A 21,597-nucleotide genomic window follows, 5' to 3' on the forward strand; every position below is an offset into this window, starting at 1 on the left:
TACGTAGTGTTGCTTATTTATGGTTAAGATGTATTTTTTTTGTAAAAATAACCAGGCTTTGCGCAACGTCCGGATATCCTAGGTGCCTAACCATCTGTGCTGGCGCGATATATTGATTACCGGGTGAGCAGTCGCTCGCAAAAAGGACGTTAGCCGCCGTAACGTGGGGAGTTTGTTCACCGGGTTACCCAGTAATAGTGCATAACCAAGCGGTGAAGCGGCTTATTTGTTCAGGAAGTCGAGTAATTTATCAACCGGTAAGGGCTTGCTCAGCAAATATCCCTGAATGCGATCACAACCAACGGCTGCCAGGGCTTCGCGCTGCGCGTCGTCTTCAACGCCCTCGGCAAGCACATCGAAGTGCATTGCTTTGCAGATATCAATCATACCTTTATAGATTTGCCTGGCTTGATCTGAGCGGGCCAGTTCTCTGACGAAACTCATGTCGATTTTTACGGTATCCACCGGTAGTCGGGTTAAATAGCTTAACGAGCTGTAGCCGGTGCCAAAGTCATCAATGGATAAGGCAAACCCGGCGTCACGCAGCGCGGTAAGCAGCAAAATGCAGTGATCGAAGTCACTGATAAACGCCCCCTCGGTAATTTCCAGCTCGATATCGCTGGTATCAATATTATAGGGCTCAAGCAAGGCTAACAGGCTGTCTACCAGATTCGTGCGCATAAAATCGTTGGCCGAGACATTGATTGACACCTTGCCGGTAAAACCATGACTGCGCAGTTTTGGAATGTCTTTGGCCACCTGCCGGACCACAAAATCGGTAATGCTGCAAATCAGGCCGGTGCGCTCCGCAAGAGGGATAAACTCGCCCGGGGAAATCAGCCCCTCGGTAATATGATTCCAGCGTATCAGCGCTTCCAGACCATTAATCTGACGGTTATGGAGATCCTGTTTGGGCTGATACCACACTAACAGACTGTCTTCTTCGGTGAGTGCCTGATTGAGTTGCGCTTCCAGCAATACCTGGCGGGTCAGGGTATGTTCCTGCTGCGGGTTGTAGAGTTTCTCTTTGGTCAAGGCATCGTCTTTAGCATGATTCAGAGCAATATAAGCACTTTCGAGTAAGGTGACGGGTTCTTCGCCGGTATTAATATTCAGTGACAGTCCAATGGAAGGGGTCAGGAATACGGCGCCTTTCTGAGTCATAAAAGGGGGTTCGAACTGTTCACAAATCCACTTTGATACCTGCCAGATATCTTCGGCATCGGCTAATTGAGTCACGGCCAGGGCAAACTCATCACCGTGCAACCTGACCAGTTTGAAACGCGAGCCATGATAGCGCTCCAGGCGTCGGGCAATTTCAAACAGGATCAGATCGCCCGCCGCGTGGCCGATGGTATCGTTAATATCACTGAAATCATCGAGTTCGACCAGGCAAATACCGGTTATGGCATCCGGATCCTGCTCATACCAGATGCCAAGCTGGCGCAAAAGAGACACACGCAGTGGCAACTGGGTAACATGGTCAATTTTTTCCTGCTCCCGGTTAATGACGATCTCAACTTTGTCATCTTTGGCGATCAGCGTTACGCAACGGTGGCATAACGGCACCACGCCATGGGTGTTTTGCTCTGATGTGGCGTGTAATTTATGCAGGTTTTTTATCAGGTACTCGCACTCATCGGGATAGATAACAGAACGACTTTGTAAATTCAGCAGGTGCGTTTCAATATCAGAGACGTCGCATTCAAAATACCAGATGCCGGTTGAGTCGCTTTGCATTGCGCTTTCCTTCAAAGATAAAGTCGGGAGGGAAGGCTAAAAAGTAGCCAAGCGCCGTAATCCCGCGAGATTAGGCCTGTGCACTCTAATAAAGCTATACGCCAATGCCGACTTTATAAAGCTTTTTTTCATTTCAGGATGAAAAAAGTCGCCATTTGGCAACACATCGGATTAGTGGGGCATAAGTTGTTAACTTATGTCCTATAAATGACCGAAAAAAACCCATAGTATACAAAAAATAAGTTCACCAGAAATCGACAAATAGACCTCTTTTTACGATATTCGGTGAAAGCGCCTCCGGTAATAGTGCAAATTGTGGGGTATTGGATTATATTGAACTACTATTGGTAGTAATAGTGGGTAATTGGAGACACTATGGCAGTGTGCAGTGGAAGCATCAAACAGTTTTCCTTATTAGTAATCGCCTTTTTTGTTGCTTTTCTGATCGTTACAAGTCCATCGGCAACAGCGAAGCTGGTAGAAGCTAAGGGCATTAGTGCAGTGGCGGATAATAATATTGTCGAAGCCCGCAAGGTCGCACTGGAAAATGCTAAGAGGGCAGCCGTTGAACAGGTGGTTGGTACTTTTGTGCGTTCCCGGACCGACGTGAATAATTACCTGCTTGGTAAAGATCAGATTTTTTCCAGTACTGCCGGTCAGATTGATGAATACAAAATTATCTATGATGGCGTAGGTGACAGCGAAGATATTTATGAAGTTGTTATAAAAGCCGACGTACGGGTTGATTTGTTGGTCGATAAAGTCGCCCAGATCCAGGCGTCAATGGGCTGGACGAAAATGCCTCGCGTGACCGTAGTCCTTAACGAAAATTCCACCAACCCGATAATTGCTCAGCACGCCCGTAATGAAATGACCGAACGACTGCTGCGTGACGGTTTTCAGGTGTTCGATGAAGACGAACCCATTTATGCCGGATTTGCCGTTAACCTGACCGTTGATTCGCAAATAAAACCAGAAGAATTTCAGGGCATGAAAATTAATGCTAACGAACTGACCCTGGGCATGCAGGTGACCCGCGTGGGTGATAATCAGGTACTGGCTGCAGGCAGCAAAAGCGCCAGCAAACCCGGCGTTAAATCGAACAGTATTTTTTCAAAGCTATCAGCCGATATCATTCGTAAAGAATGGCCGCAGTTACGCAAACAACTGATCCGCTTCTGGCATCAGGAGCAAGTGAAGGCCAGGAACGTTTTTCTTGATATTGAGGGGGTGGAGTCACTGGATGTAGCTAATCAGATGAAGGCAGTCATTCAGGAAGCCATGCCGGCTATTCAGCAAATCGAAATTTCTAATATCGCCGATGGTGTGGCACACCTTGTCATCAGCTATAAAGGCTGGACCGAGCAGTTATACGAAGAACTGCTGGCCAGTAACATAGCGCAACGACATAAAATCCAGATCGTCGGCGTCACAGGTAACAAAATCACCGCAACCAAAGTTTGAGGATCAACCAATGAGACGGTACGTATTGGCCGCTCTGGTATTGTCAGCCCTGGCAGGCTGTCAATCAACGGGCAAGGGAAAAAAAGAGTTTGATGTATCTCAGCAGCTTGCTGCAGCTGGGAATTATGCTGAGGCCATTGCTTACCTTAAGCAGGCAATTGCGAAAGAGCCGGATAACGCGCAGTACTCTGCGCAGCTCAGCAGTTTACGACTGAAAGCATCTCAGACGTTAATTAACCAGGCGCAGGGCATTCTGAGTGCAGCCAGCGTCAGCATCAACGATATCGAGAAAGCGGAATCACTGGTGGCTGAAGCTAAGCAGTTTTCGCCGAACCTGCCAGCCATTGCACCGCTCGAAAGTCAGATTGACAGCTCACGCAGTGAGCTGATTGACGAAGTGAAAGAGCGTTATTCTGAAGCGCTGGCGCTGATTGACCGTCAGGATTGGGTTCGCGCTAATCTGACGCTCACACAGGTACAAAAGTTGTATCCTAACTTTGAGGCGTCTGTGCCGTTAGCCTCGCGGATTAAAACCGAAGGTACCCGGGATTACCTGTTGCAGGCCAAAAAAGCGTTTGTTGAGTATGAGTTTGAAGATGCCAAGCTGGCGGCCCGCAAAGCTACCATGCTGGATCCAAACAATGCGATTGCTAAGAAGATGGCGGCGGATGCCGATCAGAAAAACAATGCGACCTTCTTTAAAAACCTTGCTGCTCAGTCTTTGGATACGCAAAACTGGAATCAGACAGAATTTGCCTGTGAAAAGGTGCTTTCGTTCAGCCCTAACGATCAGGACTGTATTGCATGGAAAGCGACCGCGCTTGAAAAGCAAGTGGATGAAAAAATCGTTGAAGCGACCCGCTTATTGCAGCAAGGGTATATTGCCCGGGCTATCAATCTGGCCATCGAAATTGACGAGAATACCGGTGGCGCTTTGCCTCCTCGTGCTGTAGCCCTGCGTAATGCCGTGGTATCACGGGCTGAAGATATTGCCATTGAGTATATGGATAACCGTTACTGGGGTGTTGCCTGGTACATGTATGAGTTGATTGGCAAGCTCGACCCGTTAATGGAAGGCTTGTTTGAAAAATCCCGTGACGTACAGGATAAAATCCGGGAGCGGGTGATTAAGTCTATTGCGGTATTTGACTTCAAGAGCCCTTCTTACAACCTCGACGCGGGCGGCCTGATTGCGGGTAAGCTGATTTCAAACCTGTTTAATAACGCCACCAAAGATATCAACATTCTTGAGCGTGAAAACCTTAAGTCGATCCTTGAAGAAATGAAACTTGGCCAGATTGGTGTGGTGTCTGAAGATACCGCCAAGGAAATGGGCCGTTTATACGGTATCGACGTGGCCATTATGGGATCGGTTTTACTGTTTAAGGTTGACGAAACCAAGTCTGAAAGTGCTGAGACCGTGCGTTATCAGGTGGGGCAAGAGATTCAGGACAATATCGACTTCCTGAACTGGAAAGCACTGAACCCGAATCCGGATAAAAACGATTTGAAAGAGGCGCCACAGGCTAAAATTATGGTGCCGGTCTACGCCGAAAAAGAATACACCGTAAACAAAGCGAAAAAAGTGGGCTTTATTGAAATTTCCTACCGCATCGTTGATGTCTCTACGGGTCAGAACGTGAGTGTTGATACCATTCGTTCGCGCCTGGTTAAAGAAGACGTGGGTAACGACGGTGTGAAAGACGCTGATATCGCTTACGATCCACTGGAAATTGCTACCGATACTGAAATGCTGCAGATGATGGCGGATCAGGTAGTCGAAGACCTCTCGCGTAAAGTGTTACAACCATTGCGTAACCGTGAAGTTGACTACTTCGAAGACGGTGAGGAATTGCTGCTCAAACGTAAAGAGTCGCTGGAAGCACTCGAGCGCTTTGTTGATGCCAAGTTCGATGAGCGCGTTAAATCAAACGTTAACTCTCCCATCTCTGCGAAAATTGACGGGTACATGAAGCAAATTATCGAAACCTATCAATTTAAAAACTAGATAGCAGGCGAGGGATATGCAAGCAGTAATCTTTAGAGCAGTTGTGATGGTAATGTTGTTGTTACCATCCACTGTTTTTGCAAAAACCAGCCTCGCTCTATTTAACCTGTCACCGGCCAGTATTGATGCCATCGGCCTGGACGGTGATCTGCTCTTTTCCATGCGTAAAGAGCTCGAGCGGTCTCAGACTTATCAGTTACTTTCCCGGCGCCAGATGGAAGAGGGGCTGTACCGTATTGGCGGTGCTCAGGTGGCTGACACGCAAAAAATCATTGAGTATGGTAATGGGTTGGGCGTTAACTTTATATTATCGGGCTCTATCGACATTAAGCGCGCCACCATTATTGTGGATTTTAAACTCATTGATGTGTCTAACAGTCGTGAGGCGGCTATATGGCAGGAAAGTTTCCAAACCCAGGGAGAATTAGTCACCCGGGCGCCTGAAATTGTGGAATCACTGGAACGACGGATCCGCCGCGCACTGTCGGTGCAGCCGGATATTGCACAGGCCAGTGCCGCACTGACAAAATTTAGCAGTGAGGCGAAGGGCGAACAGGTAGTACTGAACTGGCAAACGGCCGATATCGGTGCGGTGTTTTACTATAACCTGTACCGCGGTGAGTCACAGGCCGGGCCGTTCGAATTTGTTGAGAGCACTACGGAAACGCGCTACGTCGATACCAAAATCCCTCAAAGTGGTACCTTTTATTACCGGCTGGATATTATTCTGGAAACCGGTGATGAGCTGGACGGTGGGCTGGTAAGTGAAGCCAGTATTTCGAAAGCCCAGGCCAGTGCGGATGTGTCTGCGCCGTCTATCCTGCAGCATCAGGTTTATGTCAATGGGGTTAAACTGGACTTTGTGCCGTCTATTGCCAACCGGGAAAAAACCGCCGCTTATCAGGTGTACTACCGTGAAGTAGGCGGAGTCTGGGCACCGGCCGTTAAAGTTGAAGATAGCGGTAAAATTAACTATTCAGTATCGGCCATCAATCTGATGGAAGCCGATAAGAGTTACGAGTTTGCTGTAGCGACCGTTACCGTTAGCGGAAAGGAAAGCGCCAAGTCACCGCCGGTGATGGTAACCAGCGCACCCATTATTGTGCTCAATGCGGCTAACGAGTTGAAAACCCGGGAAGTCACGATACAGTGGCAACCGGCCGCGTCGGAATACAGTGTCAGAATTGAACGACGTGGTGCAGGCACCAATGCCTGGCAAACGGTGGGTGAAATTAATCCGGGCCACAACGGTATGTATGTGGATAAACAGGGCCTGGATGATGGTTTGATTTATGAGTACCAGGTTCGCCTGTTCGATCAGCTATCTGCTTCTGCTCCTTCCAATATCACCCGTAAGGAAACCAAAAAACTGGCAGCACCGTCAGAGTTCAGTGTGTCTGGCGGAGTGAAATCAGCCCACTTATACTGGCAGGCGGTAAGTGATGATGACGTGATGGGTTATCGGATTTATCGAACCGAAGGCGAATTGAGTCAGGATACCCTGCTCGATGAATTAATCGATATAACCGGCGCCAGCAAAACGCAGTTTGTTGACGGGGTAGACAACGGCAAGCCGCTAAAAGATGGCACCACTTATCATTACCTGGTGGTGGCATTAAATCAGTTTAAAGGCGTTGGCTTTGTTTCCGAGACGAAAAGCGTGCAAACCAAGCCTCGTCCCGATGAGGCATCCAGCCCGACGCTGGCAGTAGAGAATAACAGCCTCCGTGTTAGCTGGACGCCGTCCAATGAGGTGGATATTAAGCAGTACCGGTTATTCCGTCGTTGGAATAATGAAAGCTGGCAGGAAATTGCAACGGTACCCGCCAGCGAATCCGTATTTACTGATGCCAACGTTAAACCTTATGCCCAGACCTCTTATTATGTTGTGGCAGAGGATAAAGACGGTTTACGCAGCGATCCCTCCGCCTTTGCCAGTATTCTCAGTCCGGATGAAATCACCCTTAGCGTTGCAGGTCAGGGCATGTTAAGGCGGACTGATTTAAGTTGGTCTGCGCATAAGAATATTGATGGCTACAAGTTGTACCGACGGGTTCAGGGAGTTACCCGGTGGGAGCTGGTTACCGCTATTACTACGCCAAGCATTACCCGCTATTCTGATAACGACCGCCGCAACCTCGCTGATGGGGTGAGCTATGAATATACCATTAGTGCTGTTGACGGAGATAAGGAAACGCAAAAGTCGAATATCGTGACGGCCACTACCAAGGCGGTACCGGCAGCGCCTGAGAATTTTGTTGCCACAAGTAATCAGGTAAAACGAGTGACACTGTCCTGGCAGCCGGCCAATGACGACGACATCAAGGGCTACAAAGTCTACCGTGAAGAGAAAGGGAAATTTGCTTTACTGGAAACACTGAGCAGTCGTACGGCAAGCCGTTATGTTGATGAAGGCAGCTTTTTCAGCAAACTGGATGATGGTCAAACCTACCGCTATAAAATACTGGCGTATAATCTATATGACGCCAACGGCATTGCCTCGGCAGTGGCTGAGGCAACCACCAAGCCTCTACCGGCCCGGGTTGAAGGATTAACCGCCCTTGAGTCGACCCCTAATGTAGTGTTGCAGTGGCAAGCGTCTGCTGAAACCGACATTGACTTCTATCAGGTATACCGTGGCTCAAGTTGTAGTAATGTAAGAAAGCTGGCGGCCGTTAGTACGGCAAATTATGTCGATACGGATGTTTCCGGCAACCGCAGTTACTGCTATCGGGTAACGGCGGTCGACAAAGACGAGTTAGAGGGAAGTGTCTCTGCTTCTGCTGAAATCACCACTGCACCGCGTGCAGAAGGGAACTAAAAATGATCAAATTATCCAGGCTGATATTGCTGTGCTCGGCAATAACAGTGTTTTCCGGTCTCAATGTAGCAGTGGCCAACGAGTATTCCGCTATCAAGAAGGTCAGCGAGTCAAAAGAACTGGAAGGACTACGCGACAAGTATCGTGAGTGTGTATTAGCCAAAGGCACGCTATATTTAAAAGTGAACGATGTGAATTCTGCCATTGCTCATGCCCCCATAGCCTGTAAGCGTGAACTATTGAGCGTACGTCAGTTTCTGCTTTCCGGTGCGTTTAAAGTGGAAGTGGTTGATCAGCTAATGGACTCAGTGCGGGAAGGCGTAGAGATTGACCTGGTCAATCATGTCTACAACGAGGTGCTTAAGCAAAAAGGAATCAAACCATGAAGTTAAAACTACTAGTACTGCTGGTTGCCGGGTTTATCGGTAGTGCCCAGGCGGAAGATTTAACCGGTGTTGTTACCGCGCAAGGGTTCGGAACCGTGGATCCGGCCATGGCGAAAACCAATGCCCAGGCCCGGATGCTGGCTAAACGCGCCGCACAGCTTGATGCGCAACGACAGTTGTCAGAACAGGTTAAAGGTATTGAGCTACGCGCAGGTTCTACCGTAGAAGAATACGAAGTCAAAAGTGACATTATTGCTACACGGGTAAAAACCTGGTTGCAGGGTACGGTAGTGGTAGACGAAAAGGTTTACGAACAGGAAGGCACCTGGATTGCCGAAGTGGTGCTGGGAGTTTGTTTAACCAACGAAGCTGAGATTTGCAAAGAACGGGAAAGTTTAGAGGCGATCAGTAATGCGGCCAGTACTCAGTATTAGTTTTCTGGCGGTATCGCTGGCCTTAACTCCGATTGCAGCAGCGCAGTCGGTGGATGATTTCGATGAAATCAGCGCCCGGATGGATGCTGAATTTGACAACCAAACCAAACGGATCGACGACATCTTCCAGGCGGTAGATGAAGCAATCGACCGCGCTTTTCGCGGCCTGACCAAGCGGATTGAAGTGAAGTGGCCCGATGGCGCACTACCCGAAAGACATCGCTGGGTGACCTATAACAAAACCATGAGCAGCCGGGCTATCGCCGACTTTGAGTCGGGCGAGTTGATCATAGAAACCCTGATAGAGCCAGGTGAAGATCTGCAGCAACGGGTGGCTGAACTGATGGAAATGTCATCCTCTATTGCCACCGCCACACCGGCCGAGTTGGATGAGCAGGATGTACTGCTCCAGGAAGTCACTAAAGAGGTGGCAGAGGTCACCGAAGAGCCGATAGAGATTACATCATCTACCGATTCGTCTCTGGCCAGTGTGCTGCCCGACACCATTGGCGGCCAGCTCGAAGGCCTGGCGGACGCCCTGCAGCAGGACTTTTCTGCTGCGGCTCAACTTGAAATTGAATCTGAATCGGTGGATATCAGCGCGGTAGTAAGTAAAGTTGCTCAAAAGCAACAACTTACCAAAGCGGATGCAGGACAGCCCCGGCCGCAGCCAAAGGTCAATGAAGAGCCGGCACAAACACCGCAACTCGTCGCTGTACCTGTACAAAAACCACCCGTTACAGTCGAGCAGCCTGCTATACCGGAGCCACCTGAAGCGGAAGCTCAGGTAGCGGCAGCCACGCAGCCTGCCGAACAGGCTAAGCCCTTTCCTGTGCCTGCGCCCATGCCGGTGCTCAGTGTTGTGGAAGAAGGCGGGCAAACCCGCTTACAACTGAAAATTGAATTCGTTAACGGTTATCAGGAAAAACTGGTTAAGCAGTATTTCGACGATATTAAAGGCTACGCTGAGCAGTATGATGTGCCGGTCTCAGTGATCATGGCGATAATTGAAACTGAATCGAGCTATAACCCGAGAGCGGTATCACCGGTTCCCGCATTTGGTTTAATGCAGCTTGTACCAAAAACCGCTGGCCTCGATGCCCACCTATTTGTGCATGGCGAGAAAAAGATAGTAAGTGCTGACTATCTGTTTAATGAAGATAATAACCTGAAGCTGGGGTCTGCGTATTTTCATCTGCTGACTCACCGTTATTTGCGGAAAATAACCGATCCACAGGCGCGCTTCTATTGTGCGGTAGCCAGCTACAACACCGGGGTGGGTAACGTGGCCAAAACCTTTACCGGCCGCAAAAGTATCACCGCCGCAGTAGAGACCATTAATGGCATGGCGCCGGAAGCTGTTTATGCCTATCTGATGGAAAATCTACCGGCGCAGGAAACTAAAAACTACCTTAAGAAGGTGGTAACCCGAATGGCCAAGTATAAGCAGTTTGATGCCTAACCGATTGATAGTGAGAGCAACGATGAAGACAATGCGATATTTAACTTTGATGTGTGTGTTCCTGACCGGTTTCGCCAATGCAGAAGAGGTCGTTGAACAAAAGCCGGGAGGCTCAATCAACTGGTCATCCGGGGTTATTTCTGCCTATGGTTATGGTGTCGCGCCAGATGATGTGCCACTGGTTAAACAGCGTTTGCTGGCTCGTCGGGCAGCCCAGCTCGATGCTTACCGTAATCTCGCCGAAATGATCAAAGGCGTGCGGGTGTCATCTGAAACGGTGGTTGAACAGATGGTGGCACAAAGTGATACGGTGAAAACCAGCCTCGAAGCGATGATAAAAGGGGCGGCAATGACGGCCGACCATTATCAGAACGACGTGGCAACCGTGACGATGACGATGTCACTGGATGGTCGCTTTATTCAGATGATTGCCCCCGAAGTCGCTAAAAATGGCATGACCGCCGCTACCTGGTACGATAAACCGGTACAATGGGTGCTGGCCCGGACTGAGCAGATTGAGTGGCCGTCAATGACGTTGTTCCCGACGGCAGGTGCCGCAGAGACCACGCAAAAACACTTTGTTATTGATAACCCTAACCAACTGGAGCTGGTCAAGGAAATTACCCGTTTATTGAAATCGCAAACCCAACCCCAGGTGATTGCTCAACTGGAGCAACAAATTGATTTTTACGAAAGCAACAGTAACTTTACCGGGGTACTGATTGATGCAAGCCAGATTGGCAACTTTGAACTGGCTACCATTCCGCGCATCAGAAACCAGAAAGGCGATATCATTTATCCGACAGCGGATGATTTAACCCAGGGCCGCATTAGCAGCCGCCCGGTTTCCTACGACTTCGATGTTAACGATGCAGTGCGCAATGCGCGAATTGCCGTAAAGCCGTTTATTATTCCTGCTGAAGGTACTTACAAGTCGCGTCGTTCTGATTTAGTGATCAGCGATGCCGCCGTGGCTTTACTGAAATCACAACAAACCCTGCAAAAAGCGCTGGGTAATGCAGAAGTAATGATAGTTATTGCAAGATGATAAAGGTTACCCGCTACCAGGGGCTCTTATTGTGCATGCTGGTGTTGTTATGCCAGCCACAGGCACTGGCGTCGCCTAAAGTAGCCATTGTTGAAGCGCAAATTCTGATTGAAAGCGGCGAGTACGACGAAGCCATCCGGTATCTGGAAAAGGCCACCGTGCAATACCCTGGCAACGATATGTTGTTGTCGCTATACGGCGATGCGTTGTATGAGAATAAACAGATAGTGGAAGCCGAAGTGGCTTTTCGTCGGGCGTTGGAGATCAATCCACTTAATGCGTTGGCGGCCCGTCGTATTGAAGTGATAAGGTCTATTTCCGATGCGTCGGTCAGCGAACAGGCGCAGCAGTTAGAAGAGCTTACGCTTGATAAGCTTTTTGATTTGATCGCCATGGCCATGGCATTTGCCTTAGGTACGGTGATGTCGAAGTATCTGCGCAAGTTCTCCGACTGGAATTTTATGCGCCGTAGTCGCAAGTTATTTTTAAAAGGCGACTACGATGACTTTGTTGATTTACTCGAAATTCAACTTTCAACCAATGAGTTAAAACCCCTGCGCCGCAGTATTCACTTTATGCAGGAACAAATGACGCAGGACGAAATCATGACGTTGCTTAACCGCTACGTAAACACGGAAGATAATCTCCATACACTCACTCGTATGGTAAGGCTAAGTTATGCACACGGCGATACTCCGGGTACTTAGTCTTTGTGGTGCAGCCCTGTTGTGGAGTTGCGGCAGCACACCGCCGCCTCCGTCGCTGACTGCACGCTATGAGCAACTAGCCCAGGACCAGAGCTTTGCAGTGTACGCGATGCGTAATATCGCCAGTGAAGCCTATCAGAACCAAAATCTGCCACTTATGGCTAAAGCGTTGTGGAAGCTATGTCAGCGGGGCGTAGCCACCACCGGCGATACCAATGACTGTGCGGCATTGCTGGACGTAGCTATTATTCAGGGCGATGAGCTGGCTCAGGCAAGGGCGCATCTGGCGCACTACTTTATTACGGGGAATCGTCAGGATTATGCCCGGGCCATGGCGGTACTGCCTGCGGGGGATACATCCTACAGTGCGATGTTTGAACTCAGTGTGGAGCGATGTCTTGCCGATTCTGAGGCAACAGAATGGCAGGCGCTGCAATGCTATTTGTCAGGCAAAGCGGCAAACAGTGAGCCGGCGCTGCAAAAAGCCCTGTCATTGTTTGAACGTTTCAATGCCCGGCACAATATGGCCGACAGTTATTTTCTGCTGGCAAAAATACAGCAAAATAAGGGCGATTCGGTAGCTGCCGCAGAGTATGCTTCCCGGGCCGCGTTGTTGTTGAATGAGCTGGGTGAGTCGGCCAAAGCCGAGTTGGTAAGAGCCTGGCGACGGGATATGGTCCATGCTCAGTAGCATTGGTTTGCGCTCCCGGCGTTATGGCAGTGTGCTGGTGGGGATTATTGGCCTGCTGGGACTGGCCTTGAACACCTGTCCGCAGTTGCTAAAGCCTCAGCGCAGACGTATTTTCTGGTTGCTGTTCAAGCGCCAGTTGTATAATTCCGGGCTCAGAGCCGCCTCTATAAACACCATCATTGCCATTTTGCTGGGTGTGTTTGTCATGTCTAAGGCCTATTCGGTCATTCCCAACAACATGCAGTTTATCGATTATTATGCGCAGTTTTTTAATATCGTGGTTATTCGCGAAATCGGGCCGTTAATTTCCGGCATCATTCTGATTGCCAGATCAGCGTCTGCGGTGACAGCCGAAGTCGGGCAAATGCAACTATACCGTCAGTTTGACGCGTTATCTGCGGTGAATATGAGTCCGGCGTTAGTATTCCTGCTACCGGTGTTCTTTGCTTTTCCGCTGTCTTTACTGTTGATGTTTTTCTATTTTAATCTGATTTGCGTGTTTACCTCTTATGCGGTGATTGAACTTTATCACGAGGGAGGGATTACGCTGATGGCCTTTATCCGCGCTTTGCTCCAACAACTAACCTTTACCGAGGTGGTGGTGAGTATGACCAAAGCGCTGGTGGGCGGTTGCCTGATAGGCCTGGCCAGTTTGTTTTTTGGTTACAATGTACAGGACCGATTTACCGATGTGTCCCGGGCCATTTCTAATTCGAATACCTTTCAGCTGTTTGCATTTTTTGTCCTGAATGTAGGCTTGTCGTACCTGGTGTACCTATGACCTGTTTGCAGTTTGACAACGTAGACCTTAGTTATAACGATAATGTCGTGTTCAGACAGTTAAATTTGCGGGTAAACAGCGGTGAAATTATCTGTATCGAAACCGGCGTGCTGGATGGTGGTTCAAGTTTATTAAAACTGGCCGCAGGTTTATGTGAACCGGATGCCGGCAATATTATTATTGAAGGGTTATCGCTTAAAGATATGACCGAGCAAGCCCGGTTTAAAGCTACCTGTATGGCCTTTGAAGCGGGTGGCTTACTGAGTATATTTACCAACTACAATAACATTGCCTTTCCGATGTTGTACCATACCAGAATGTCGGAGAAAGAAATTGCCAATCACATTGAGCCTTTGGCAGAAGCGTTGGCAATGAGTGAGTTACTGGCACTGGAGCCGCATCAGCTTAATGATGTGCAAACCCGGATGATGAACTTATTACGGGCAATGGTGTTTCGACCTAAACTGGTCTTACTGGATGAAGTGCAAAGTGGTATGTCACATGAAATGCGTGAAAATATGCTAAATGTGTTGCTCAGGGAACAGCAACAGCATCAGTATGCCGTAGTGATGACCGTGACAGCCGGCGACCGCACTGATTTTGCCGACCGCGTACTGGCAATCCACAACCACCAACTGGAGGAAGTACAATGAGCTTTGCCCCCTCACAGTCGCTGTCTTCCCGAGCGCAGGATACACTGCTGGGGTTGTTTGTGATTGTGGCTGTTTTACTGGCCGGCTGGTTATTATTTGAGGATTTGCAGGAGCAGCATGCCGACCAGTTACATTTTCGCGCTAACCTTTCTTCATCGTTTGGCCTGAGTGTGGGCTCGCCGGTTAAAATAAACGGTGTCAGCGTGGGCCGGATAGACAGTATCCGGTTAAGTCCGCAAGGGCAGGTTGCGCTGGATTTGGTGATGCAGCGTGAATACGAGGCATTGTATCGAGGCGGCAGCCGATTAAAAATTGATTCTACACTGGCGATCGACAATGTCCTCTCGGGAGCTGCCATTGCCTTTATTCCCGGTACGGCGGGTCAGCTTAAAAACGGCGCATTGTTGCAGGCCGAAGAGCCCCGATCATTCCAGGACCTGATGCAGGAATGGGATGTCCAGGCGCTCTCGCAGAAGGTCGCAGACATTCTGGTTAATCTCGATAAGATTGTCACTAACGTCAGCGACAACCAGGATTCGCTAACCAAAAGCCTGGAAAATGTGGCGGCACTGACCTCCAGTATGACCGCTGCCAGCCAGCAGTTACCGGATGTGCTCAAGCAGATGCAGCGGACCATGCAGGTGATGGAAACCACCTTACAGGAAGGCTCGCAAACCGTTAATGATAACATTGCCACGTTTGCCGGCGTGGCAGAACAGTCGGCTGAGCTGATTGAAAGTATCAATGCCATCGCGGTCAATATGGAGCCGACTGTGGCTGAAATGCCCGAAACCCAGGCATTGCTGAACAATTTATTATTTGAAGTAAATGGCCTTACCCGCCAGTTACGTCAACATTGGTTATTACAGGGCGGGGAGCCTGTGTCACTGCCGGGCAAACGGCCTGAAAATAATGGTTTATTCCCGCCTGATGAATCCCTGTACGGCCCCGAGGGGCAACCGCCTGTTGAAGGAGAACCCGAGTCATGAATAAGCTGTCTGTGCGCCTGTGGTTAGGCGCGGTGTGTCTGGTACTGGCCGGTTGTACGGTAAGTACCAAAGATACGGTGCTGGTGGGGCCTCCCCAACGTTCAACCAGCAGTGAGGTAGAAAACAATACGGGCACCAGCGGTGAACAACAGGCCATTCCATCAAGTATTGCCATTTTACCGTTCAGCAACGTTACCGAAGAGAAGGTCGCCGGGCCGCTGCTTCGTCAGGTTATCAATAGCCAGCTCTCCGGGCGGAATTTCTCTGTTATGCACCCGGGGGAAGTGGACAAACGGCTGCCGTCAGGGCCCCTGGATCATACGCAAATGGCTTCTTATCTGGGTGTTGAAGGTGTGTTAGTTGGTGAAGTGGTTGATTTCGAAAGATTCTTTGCCGGTATTTACTCAGAAATCAGGCTTGGGATTAAACTGTCTTTATACAATACCAAAGGCGATGTGGTTTGGACCGGCGAGCATGAGGTAACCCAACGTGCCGGCGGCGTATCCACCACAGCCTGGGGCCTGTTACTTAACGCCGCCATCGCCGCCATGAATCTGGATGATGAAAATCTGTTAGCGGCGGCCGATGAACTGGGCCGTAAAGTCGCGTTTGAGTTTCCGCAGCCGCGTTTTTATAAAGGCAGTGCCGGACCGCTTATTGAATCGGTGATACATGATAAAGCCGGCAAATGGCTGCGTTATGGCGACGTGATAGAAGTGGGTGTGAAAGGTGAGGCCGGCTTGCAGGCTTTTGTGGAGCTGGGAAATCAGTTGCGTACCGAGCTTAAGGAAGTGGAACCCGGGGTGTATATCAGTGAAATCCCGATTCAGCCAGACTGGAACGAGCAGCGAGTGCCGGTTACCGGCATCCTGCAGGATACCGATGGCAGTACCAATACGTTGCTGAGTATTACCGGTTTGGTCAATTTTGATAACGTAGCGCCTCCTGCGGTGACCAATCTGGTTGGTAGTCAGACCGAAACCACCCTTAAGCTGGCCTGGCAGGACGCCGACATGTCGGCAGCCTATAAGGTAACCCGAACCGACGAAAACGGTAGTGAAGTATTGCAGCAGAGCAGTGACTCGTTTGTGAACCTGGATATCGACTCTGAAGCGTTCAGTAAAAGTACCTATGAAGTGGTCGCCATCGATGAGGCCGGTAACACCAGTGATGCTAAAGCGCTGACTCTGACGACCTATATTAAGGAAGTGGGAAAACAAACCTTCGTCAGTGGCCCGTTGCAGGGCAACTACACCGGGATCCTGTCGCTCACCGAGACTTTTAGTCCATATCAGGTAAAGGGCGCAGTGGTCTTTGCTGAAGATAGCGAGCTCTATGTGGAACCTGGCGTGGTACTGGAGTTTGAAAGCGGTGCGGGTATTGAAATTAATGGTGAGGCTTACTTCTGGGGGCTGAAACAGAATATCCAGATTCGTGCGAGCGGTGAACAGGCACGCCGTGAACCTTACCTGGTTATCAACAATACCAAGCCCACCCAAATCTCCGGCGTAAAAATGACGGGGGCGGGGATTGGCATTCTGGTGAAATCCGGCCAGCCACTACTGGAAGCTATCGAGATCACCGGCAGCCGCTTTACGGCGTTAAGTATTGAAGGCGAGGCCAATGTGACCCTCAGATCCTGTGTGATTGATGGCAGTAACACGGCCGGTATTGTAGTGAGTGATTATGCGAAACTGACGATGTCGGATTGTTCACTACAAAATAACTTCCCGTTTCATATTCAGAATGCCTCCAGCTATGAAGTTATCGCTGAAGGCAATAAGTGGCTACCCGCGCCATCGCCCACGTCAATTTTAGGTAAAGTAAGGACTAAATAATGAGAAAGCTTGGATTCGCGCTGGCGCTATTAAGTAGCAGTAGCATCGCTGCAGACGCTCATTATGAAGAATGGACTGCGGCCGGAGGCAAGGTTAACTGGACTACTGCTCAAATTTCTGCCGAAGGTTACGGCTTGCCACCGGCCAGTGTTGGAGGCAAGGCTGGCCCGTTACTGGCGTGCCGTGCGGCGGTGGTTGATGCGCAGCGTAATTTGCTGGAAGCTACCCAGGGTGTCAGGGTAACGGCGACAACCGTTATCGATAACTACATGCTCAGCAACGACAAAGTCAAAAGTGAAGTTGAAGGGATCATCCGCAACGCCCGGATAACCCGTCGCACACCGGCCAGCGACGGTAGTTGTAAAATAGAGATGGTCATTAATCTGGGCGGTAAAACCTCGAAAACGATTTATCAGGAAGTGTATCAGGAAACCGGCTTGCAAAGCTTTTACCACACAACACTGGACTGGCTCAGTGGAGCCCTGGTGAGCAAAGCGTATGCGCAGGATGATGTAGAGCTGGAATCGCCAGTGTGGCTTCAGGAGATGGAAAAGCTGAACCGCCGGCTGTCGGTGATTGAGCAAAAGCTCAGTGACAACCGTCGCCAGGAAGCACAACCAGCTCCTGCTGCCGATTTACAGCCCACCGGTTTGGTGGTGGACGCCCGCGGGAGTAATTTCATTCCGTCGTTAAGTCCGAAAATTCGTCAGTTGCGTGGTGCTGTGGTGTATCCGGACCAGGCGGCTTCAAACGAACGTCTGCTGGAGCGTGGTCAGTTAGTGTCACTATTTGCCCGCGATGTAGATTTTGCTGTACAGCATCCTGTGGTCGGCAATCGGCCGCTGTTAGTTAAAGCACTGCGTACTTACGGTGATACCCGTACTGAAATTGTGCTGGCCAGTGAATACGCCGAACGGATCATCGAACTTAATGATAAAGGCTTTTTTAATGAAGCCGGCGTAATCATCGTCCTGGACTAGGAATTTCTTTTTCTGAACGGGTCAGGGTGGGCGGTTACCGCCCACCCTGACCACAGCAACGCTGTTGCCAGCATAGCCAACCCAGTATCTTTTGAGGCATACTAAACGACCTCGAAGATTAATATCTGTGTCTATGCCTGATTTATCCCAACGTCACACTTTTGGTATCGCCAGCCGTTGCCGCGTACTCCATGAGTTTTGCTCGGTGCAGCAATTACTCGACCTTTACCCTCGGGAAACGCCCTGCTATATCATGGGTGAGGGAAGCAATACGATTTTTACCGAAGATTACGATGGCCAGGTGCTGGTAAATAAAATTGCCGGTGTGGAAGTTTGTCACGAGCCTGGTGGTGTGAGCCTGCGGGTCGGCGCCGGGGAAAACTGGCATACGCTGGTGGCCTATACGGTAGAGCAAGGCTGGGGCGGCCTGGAGAATCTGGCCTTAATCCCCGGTTCTGTTGGCGCTGCGCCCATACAAAATATTGGTGCTTACGGGCTGGAAGCTGGTGAGCGTATTCGTGAAGTCGAAGTGGTCGACGTGGCCACGGGCAGGCAGTTTTCGTTAACCCAAAGCGAATGCCGGTTTGGTTACCGCGACAGTATCTTTAAACGAGCAGAAGCGCAGAGCTGGGTAGTGACATATGTACACTTCTGGCTGGCAGAAGACATTGCACCGGTAACGGCTTATGCAGAACTCGCTGCGCTGGATAACCCGACACCGGTTGACATATTCAATAAAGTGATAGACGTCAGGCAACAAAAACTGCCCGATCCTGCCGTTTTAGGCAATGCGGGCAGTTTTTTTAAGAACCCGACCATTACCACTACGCAATATAATGAACTTAAGAAAACCCATCCGGCCATTCCCGGCTTTGTTGTATCGGACCAACAGGTAAAAGTACCGGCAGCCTGGTTTATTGATCGTGCCGGGTTTAAGGGCCAGTGTAAGGATGGAGTGTGCTGCTATCACCGCCAGCCATTGGTACTGGTTAATCAACATCATGCTACAGGCCAGGCGCTGCTCGCCATGGCCCGGGCAATTCAGCACAAGGTTGTTCAGCTTTTCTCCGTAACGCTGAGCCCGGAAGTAAGGCTGCTGGGTAAACAAGGACGTGTCGAACTATGAAAAATAAATCCCGCGAAGTCAGACAACAGTTACTTTGCGTGCTGTCTGACGGTGAATTCCACTCGGGTGAAACACTGGCGCAAACATTAAATCTTTCCCGCACGGCAATAGCCGGGCACATTAACCAGCTAATAGACTGGGGCCTTGATGTTTTTAAGGTTAAAGGGAAAGGCTATAAGTTGAACCGGCCCCTGAAACTGCTGGATGAAAAAAGCATTAGCGCAGTTCTGAGTGATAAGCCCTATGCTGATGTAAGTGTGCTGCAGGTCATCGAATCAACTAATACCGAATTGAAAAATACCGACCGGGTGCGGGCGAACGGTGATACGGTGCTGGCTGAAATCCAGACGGCTGGTCGTGGGCGTCATGGCCGGCAGTGGCTGGCACCGGTGGGCGGCAGTCTGACTTTTTCCATGTACTGGCGTTTTAGTGATGGCTATCAGGGCATGGCGGGTCTGTCGCTACTGGTGGGCGTAGCAATATGCCGTGCCTTAAAAGACTGCGGTGTGGACGATGCCCGATTAAAGTGGCCTAACGACGTTTATCTGTTTGGTAAAAAACTGGCCGGCGTACTCATTGAGGTAGAAGGCCAGATAGGCGCACCAGCAGACTGTATTATTGGTATCGGTTTAAACGTAATGGTGCCGCCCCACGAATACAATGTGGGCCAGCCGCATACTGACTTAAGCCAGGTGCTCGGTCCGAACGTCGATCGGAATGAAGTTGCGGCGCGTATTATTGAACAACTTTGGACACTATTGCCTGATTTTACTCAGCGTGGTTTTGAACCCTACATTGAAGAATGGCAACATCTTGACTGGTTTGCAGACCGCACGGTAGTGGTAAAAACAGGCGACAAACGAATCAGTGGTATTAACCGGGGTATCGATGCCAGTGGTGCTTTACTGCTGGAAACGAGTGATGGCATAACCCGGTTCCACGGAGGAGAGGTAAGTTTACGTGCAAATTAACAATGTGCTGCTTGTGGATATTGGCAATACGCGGATCAAATTCCGTTTGTTATCCGAGGCCTCAGACAAGATCACCACAGTAGATGATTTGTCGGCATTAATTACATATATAGAAGCTGCCAGCATTTCACATGTATTTGTGGCCAATGTGGGTAAACCGGCAGTAGAGGACGCGCTAGCGCAACTTTGCCTGCAACAGAAGATTATATTTTGCGCAGTGAAAACCGAAAGCGAAGCCTTCGGCATAAAAAATAGTTATCAAAATCCTACGAGAATGGGGGTGGATCGCTGGCTGGCCATTTTAGGTGCTGCAAAATTAACCGAAAAACCGTTTGCGGTGATTGATGCCGGTACGGCAGTGACAGTCGATTTTGTAGCAGATGGTCAACATTTAGGCGGTTGGATAGCTCCGGGCTTCCATACAATGAAAAAAGCATTGTTATCGAATACCACCCGGGTTTTTGAAAATGAGACCATTCCGGACCAATTATCTGCCGCCAATGACACAGAAGAATGCGTGGCGATGGGTTGCCTTGCGTCCTTACAGGGTGTTTTTTGGTCAGCCAGGCGGCGATTAAACGATCAATTTAAAGAAAATGTCATTATTTTTACCGGTGGCGACAAAAAACTGCTGACAAGTGCTTGCGACGGTGATAGTCTCAGCGCCGCGAATTTGGTGATAGACGGCCTTGCCCGCTATGCTGAAAAAGCTTCTTTTGGTTGATTTTGTTCAATTAAACGACAAGGTGGTAAATTAATAACCACTCAGTCAAAAAAAAGAAAATTTTTCGCAAAAGCCTATTGCACTGAGTGATTCATTACTCTAGAATTCGCACCCACTTGATGAGGAGCCGACTTAGCTCAGTTGGTAGAGCAACTGACTTGTAATCAGTAGGTCGCCAGTTCGATTCCGGCAGTCGGCACCATTCATCAATCTCTGGAGGGGTACCCAAGCGGTCAACGGGAGCAGACTGTAAATCTGCCGGCTCAGCCTTCGCAGGTTCGAATCCTGCCCCCTCCACCACTTTCTATGAGTGTGGCAAGAGAATTAGGAATGCGGGCATCGTATAATGGCTATTACCTCAGCCTTCCAAGCTGATGATGCGGGTTCGATTCCCGCTGCCCGCTCCAAGTCCCGTGCTGATATAGCTCAGTTGGTAGAGCGCACCCTTGGTAAGGGTGAGGTCGGCAGTTCAAATCTGCCTATCAGCACCATATTTCTCCCCAGCTCATGTAATAATACGTAAATTCACCTAACATTGTACTTTGCTGGGATATTAGAAAAATGGCAAAAGAAAAGTTTGAACGTTCGAAACCCCATGTAAACGTGGGTACTATCGGCCACGTTGACCACGGTAAAACCACTCTGACTGCAGCAATCACTACTGTTCTTGCAAAGACTTACGGTGGTGCGGCTCAGGCGTTTGACCAAATCGATAACGCTCCTGAAGAAAAAGCTCGTGGTATCACCATCTCTACTTCACACGTAGAGTATGAC

19 protein-coding genes and 4 tRNA genes are annotated in these 21,597 nt (G+C 49.6%); 22 read left to right on the forward strand and 1 reads right to left on the reverse strand.

Going from position 1 to position 21,597, the window contains the following annotated elements; translation table 11 throughout:
- Positions 1 to 222: 222 nt before the first annotated feature.
- Positions 223 to 1,740 (reverse strand): putative bifunctional diguanylate cyclase/phosphodiesterase, encoded by a 1,518-nt coding sequence (locus tag AC27IB_RS16575; protein ID WP_487122308.1) that lies wholly within the window; start codon positions 1,738 to 1,740, stop codon positions 223 to 225.
- Between the two features lie 375 nt (positions 1,741 to 2,115).
- Between AC27IB_RS16575 and AC27IB_RS16580 the strand changes: the two genes are divergently transcribed.
- From AC27IB_RS16580 to AC27IB_RS16685, 22 genes are all read left to right on the forward strand, one after another.
- The gene (locus AC27IB_RS16580) at positions 2,116 to 3,204 is read left to right on the forward strand and encodes a hypothetical protein (protein ID WP_487122310.1); all 1,089 of its coding nucleotides are present in this window, start codon (positions 2,116 to 2,118) and stop codon (positions 3,202 to 3,204) included.
- Positions 3,205 to 3,214: 10 nt separating this feature from the next.
- Complete coding sequence (locus AC27IB_RS16585) at positions 3,215 to 5,212, forward strand: CsgG/HfaB family protein (RefSeq protein WP_487122312.1); 1,998 nt, start codon at positions 3,215 to 3,217, stop codon at positions 5,210 to 5,212.
- A 16-nt stretch (positions 5,213 to 5,228) separates the two neighbouring features.
- Complete coding sequence (locus AC27IB_RS16590; protein WP_487122314.1) at positions 5,229 to 8,033, forward strand: fibronectin type III domain-containing protein; 2,805 nt, start codon at positions 5,229 to 5,231, stop codon at positions 8,031 to 8,033.
- 2 nt (positions 8,034 to 8,035) lie between these two features.
- Positions 8,036 to 8,419, forward strand: a complete 384-nt coding sequence (locus AC27IB_RS16595; RefSeq protein WP_296051786.1) for a hypothetical protein — start codon at positions 8,036 to 8,038, stop codon at positions 8,417 to 8,419.
- A complete protein-coding gene (locus AC27IB_RS16600) occupies positions 8,416 to 8,853 on the forward strand; it encodes an LPP20 family lipoprotein (RefSeq protein WP_296051788.1) in 438 nt (145 codons plus the stop codon). The genes AC27IB_RS16595 and AC27IB_RS16600 overlap by 4 nt, the downstream gene beginning before the upstream one ends.
- Positions 8,831 to 10,315, forward strand: coding sequence for a transglycosylase SLT domain-containing protein (locus tag AC27IB_RS16605; protein ID WP_487122317.1), 1,485 nt, complete (start codon positions 8,831 to 8,833; stop codon positions 10,313 to 10,315). The genes AC27IB_RS16600 and AC27IB_RS16605 overlap by 23 nt, the downstream gene beginning before the upstream one ends.
- 31 nt (positions 10,316 to 10,346) lie before the next feature.
- Positions 10,347 to 11,363 carry an LPP20 family lipoprotein gene (locus AC27IB_RS16610; RefSeq protein WP_487122319.1) on the forward strand — a complete coding sequence of 339 codons (1,017 nt, stop codon included), beginning with the start codon at positions 10,347 to 10,349 and terminating at the stop codon, positions 11,361 to 11,363.
- Positions 11,360 to 12,070: a tetratricopeptide repeat protein gene (locus AC27IB_RS16615; RefSeq protein WP_487122321.1), complete on the forward strand. Its 711-nt coding sequence runs from the start codon at positions 11,360 to 11,362 to the stop codon at positions 12,068 to 12,070. The genes AC27IB_RS16610 and AC27IB_RS16615 overlap by 4 nt, the downstream gene beginning before the upstream one ends.
- The gene (locus AC27IB_RS16620) at positions 12,042 to 12,761 is read left to right on the forward strand and encodes a hypothetical protein (RefSeq protein ID WP_487122323.1); all 720 of its coding nucleotides are present in this window, start codon (positions 12,042 to 12,044) and stop codon (positions 12,759 to 12,761) included. Before AC27IB_RS16615 ends, AC27IB_RS16620 begins: the two co-directional genes overlap by 29 nt.
- The gene (locus AC27IB_RS16625) at positions 12,751 to 13,542 is read left to right on the forward strand and encodes an MlaE family ABC transporter permease (protein ID WP_296051801.1); all 792 of its coding nucleotides are present in this window, start codon (positions 12,751 to 12,753) and stop codon (positions 13,540 to 13,542) included. The genes AC27IB_RS16620 and AC27IB_RS16625 overlap by 11 nt, the downstream gene beginning before the upstream one ends.
- Entirely contained in the window at positions 13,539 to 14,195 is a 657-nt protein-coding gene (locus AC27IB_RS16630; RefSeq protein ID WP_296051804.1) for an ATP-binding cassette domain-containing protein, read from the forward strand. The genes AC27IB_RS16625 and AC27IB_RS16630 overlap by 4 nt, the downstream gene beginning before the upstream one ends.
- Positions 14,192 to 15,184, forward strand: a complete 993-nt coding sequence (locus AC27IB_RS16635; RefSeq protein ID WP_296051805.1) for an MlaD family protein — start codon at positions 14,192 to 14,194, stop codon at positions 15,182 to 15,184. The genes AC27IB_RS16630 and AC27IB_RS16635 overlap by 4 nt, the downstream gene beginning before the upstream one ends.
- On the forward strand, positions 15,181 to 17,022 hold the full coding sequence (locus tag AC27IB_RS16640) for a right-handed parallel beta-helix repeat-containing protein (protein ID WP_296051807.1): 1,842 nt from the start codon (positions 15,181 to 15,183) through the stop codon (positions 17,020 to 17,022). The genes AC27IB_RS16635 and AC27IB_RS16640 overlap by 4 nt, the downstream gene beginning before the upstream one ends.
- Entirely contained in the window at positions 17,022 to 18,002 is a 981-nt protein-coding gene (locus AC27IB_RS16645) for a hypothetical protein (RefSeq protein WP_487122326.1), read from the forward strand. Before AC27IB_RS16640 ends, AC27IB_RS16645 begins: the two co-directional genes overlap by 1 nt.
- Positions 18,003 to 18,135: 133 nt before the next feature.
- Positions 18,136 to 19,128, forward strand: a complete 993-nt coding sequence (gene murB, locus AC27IB_RS16650) for a UDP-N-acetylmuramate dehydrogenase (RefSeq protein ID WP_296051820.1) — start codon at positions 18,136 to 18,138, stop codon at positions 19,126 to 19,128.
- Positions 19,125 to 20,099, forward strand: coding sequence for a bifunctional biotin--[acetyl-CoA-carboxylase] ligase/biotin operon repressor BirA (gene birA / locus AC27IB_RS16655; protein ID WP_487122328.1), 975 nt, complete (start codon positions 19,125 to 19,127; stop codon positions 20,097 to 20,099). Before murB ends, birA begins: the two co-directional genes overlap by 4 nt.
- Complete coding sequence (locus AC27IB_RS16660) at positions 20,089 to 20,823, forward strand: type III pantothenate kinase (RefSeq protein WP_487122330.1); 735 nt, start codon at positions 20,089 to 20,091, stop codon at positions 20,821 to 20,823. The genes birA and AC27IB_RS16660 overlap by 11 nt, the downstream gene beginning before the upstream one ends.
- 126 nt (positions 20,824 to 20,949) lie before the next feature.
- Positions 20,950 to 21,025 (forward strand) — tRNA-Thr (locus tag AC27IB_RS16665).
- 13 nt (positions 21,026 to 21,038) lie between these two features.
- Positions 21,039 to 21,123 (forward strand) — tRNA-Tyr (locus tag AC27IB_RS16670).
- Between the two features lie 32 nt (positions 21,124 to 21,155).
- Positions 21,156 to 21,230, forward strand: a tRNA-Gly gene (locus tag AC27IB_RS16675).
- A gap of 8 nt (positions 21,231 to 21,238) precedes the next feature.
- Positions 21,239 to 21,314, forward strand: a tRNA-Thr gene (locus tag AC27IB_RS16680).
- A 70-nt stretch (positions 21,315 to 21,384) separates the two neighbouring features.
- On the forward strand, positions 21,385 to 21,597 hold a 213-nt coding region (locus AC27IB_RS16685), incomplete at its 3' end, for a GTP-binding protein (protein ID WP_487122332.1).

It is taken from the genome of Alteromonas sp. 4NH20-0104, from assembly GCF_057547795.1.

Bases quoted from the DNA above. Each gene is read 5' to 3' on its own strand.
- AC27IB_RS16575 (WP_487122308.1), bottom strand. From the start codon at position 1,740: ATGCAAAGCGACTCAACCGGCATCTGGTATTTTGAATGCGACGTCTCT.
- AC27IB_RS16580 (WP_487122310.1), top strand. From the start codon at position 2,116: ATGGCAGTGTGCAGTGGAAGCATCAAACAGTTTTCCTTATTAGTAATC.
- AC27IB_RS16585 (WP_487122312.1), top strand. From the start codon at position 3,215: ATGAGACGGTACGTATTGGCCGCTCTGGTATTGTCAGCCCTGGCAGGC.
- AC27IB_RS16590 (WP_487122314.1), top strand. From the start codon at position 5,229: ATGCAAGCAGTAATCTTTAGAGCAGTTGTGATGGTAATGTTGTTGTTA.
- AC27IB_RS16595 (WP_296051786.1), top strand. From the start codon at position 8,036: ATGATCAAATTATCCAGGCTGATATTGCTGTGCTCGGCAATAACAGTG.
- AC27IB_RS16600 (WP_296051788.1), top strand. From the start codon at position 8,416: ATGAAGTTAAAACTACTAGTACTGCTGGTTGCCGGGTTTATCGGTAGT.
- AC27IB_RS16605 (WP_487122317.1), top strand. From the start codon at position 8,831: ATGCGGCCAGTACTCAGTATTAGTTTTCTGGCGGTATCGCTGGCCTTA.
- AC27IB_RS16610 (WP_487122319.1), top strand. From the start codon at position 10,347: ATGCGATATTTAACTTTGATGTGTGTGTTCCTGACCGGTTTCGCCAAT.
- AC27IB_RS16615 (WP_487122321.1), top strand. From the start codon at position 11,360: ATGATAAAGGTTACCCGCTACCAGGGGCTCTTATTGTGCATGCTGGTG.
- AC27IB_RS16620 (WP_487122323.1), top strand. From the start codon at position 12,042: ATGCACACGGCGATACTCCGGGTACTTAGTCTTTGTGGTGCAGCCCTG.
- AC27IB_RS16625 (WP_296051801.1), top strand. From the start codon at position 12,751: ATGCTCAGTAGCATTGGTTTGCGCTCCCGGCGTTATGGCAGTGTGCTG.
- AC27IB_RS16630 (WP_296051804.1), top strand. From the start codon at position 13,539: ATGACCTGTTTGCAGTTTGACAACGTAGACCTTAGTTATAACGATAAT.
- AC27IB_RS16635 (WP_296051805.1), top strand. From the start codon at position 14,192: ATGAGCTTTGCCCCCTCACAGTCGCTGTCTTCCCGAGCGCAGGATACA.
- AC27IB_RS16640 (WP_296051807.1), top strand. From the start codon at position 15,181: ATGAATAAGCTGTCTGTGCGCCTGTGGTTAGGCGCGGTGTGTCTGGTA.
- AC27IB_RS16645 (WP_487122326.1), top strand. From the start codon at position 17,022: ATGAGAAAGCTTGGATTCGCGCTGGCGCTATTAAGTAGCAGTAGCATC.
- murB (WP_296051820.1), top strand. From the start codon at position 18,136: ATGCCTGATTTATCCCAACGTCACACTTTTGGTATCGCCAGCCGTTGC.
- birA (WP_487122328.1), top strand. From the start codon at position 19,125: ATGAAAAATAAATCCCGCGAAGTCAGACAACAGTTACTTTGCGTGCTG.